The sequence below is a fragment of the Belnapia sp. AC561 genome (genome assembly GCF_979252845.1).
Genome location: NZ_CEEDBP010000107.1, coordinates 1 through 1,157 on the forward strand (window position 1 = coordinate 1; position 1,157 = coordinate 1,157).

Below are 1,157 nucleotides of genomic sequence, written 5' to 3' on the forward strand. Positions count from 1 at the left end.
CTAGTGTCCTGATTCCGTAGTTCCTCCGATCTGTTGGGAACGGAGGCAGAAGCGCTGGATGGCGGCGAGGATGTCGTTGGCCGACTTGGTCCAGCGGAAGGGCTTGGGTTCGGCGTTATGGGCGTCGATGAAGGCGCGGATGGCCGCTTCGAGTTGGGCGGTGGAGCGATGGACGCCGCGGCGGAGCTGACGCTCCGTCAGGAGGGCGAAGAAGCGTTCGACCTGGTTGATCCAGGACGCACCGGTCGGTGTGAAGTGGACGTGCCAGCGGGGACGCTTGCCGAGCCAGTCACGGACTGGCTTGGTTTTGTGGGTGGCGTAGTTGTCCATGACGAGGTGGACGTCGAGGCTTGGCGGCACGGCGGCCTCGACCTGGTCGAGAAACCTCCGGAACTCGCTGGAGCGGTGCTTTGGGTAGCAGCGGCCGATGACGGCGCCTGTGGCGACATCGAGTGCGGCGAACAGGCTCGTGGTACCGTGGCGGGTGTAGTCGTGCGTGCGGCGTTCGGCCTGGCCGGGGCGCATCGGCAACAGCGGCTGGGTGCGGTCGAGCGCCTGGATCTGGGACTTCTCGTCCACGCACAGCACCAGGGCGCGCTCGGGCGGGGCCATGTACAGCCCGACGATGTCGCGCACCTTCTCGACGAAGAGCGGGTCGGTCGAGAGTTTGAAGGTCTCGCTGCGGTGCGGCTGCAGCCCGAATGCCCGCCAGATCCGGTGGATAGTGGACGGTGCGTAGCCAACCGCTCGGGCCATGGAGCGCAACGACCAATGCGTGGCCCCGGCCGGTCGCATCTCCAGCGTTCGGCGAATGGTATCGGCGATCGCGTCATCACCGATCTTGCGGGGCGTGCCGGGCCTCGGCTCGTCCAACAGCCCGTCCAGCCGATGCTCGGCAAAGCGGCGACGCCACTTGCCCACCGTGTTCGCGTCCGCGTCGACCTCGGCGCAGATCACCTTGTTCTCCAGCCCTGCCGCCGCAGCCAGCACGATCCGGGCCCGCCGTGCCATTGCCTGGCCCGTTTTGCGAGCCCGCGCCAGTGACTCCAGCTCGCGCCGCTCGGCCATGCTCAACGCAATCGACACCGCAGGCTTGCCCACCACCGCCTCCTACGATCAGCCATGTGATCGTAGGAACTTTGCGATCAGGACACTAG

Annotated in this window: 1 protein-coding gene; it reads right to left on the minus strand. The window is 66.8% G+C overall.

The genetic code is table 11. The features are described from left to right. Positions 1-1,068, minus strand: a complete 1,068-nt coding sequence (locus AC0IW9_RS30325; RefSeq protein WP_471652027.1) for an IS630 family transposase — start codon at positions 1,066-1,068, stop codon at positions 1-3. Positions 1,069-1,157: the final 89 nt, after the last annotated feature.

Excerpts from the sequence above, each read along its gene's own strand:
- AC0IW9_RS30325 (WP_471652027.1), bottom strand. The coding sequence starts at position 1,068 with ATGGCCGAGCGGCGCGAGCTGGAGTCACTGGCGCGGGCTCGCAAAACG.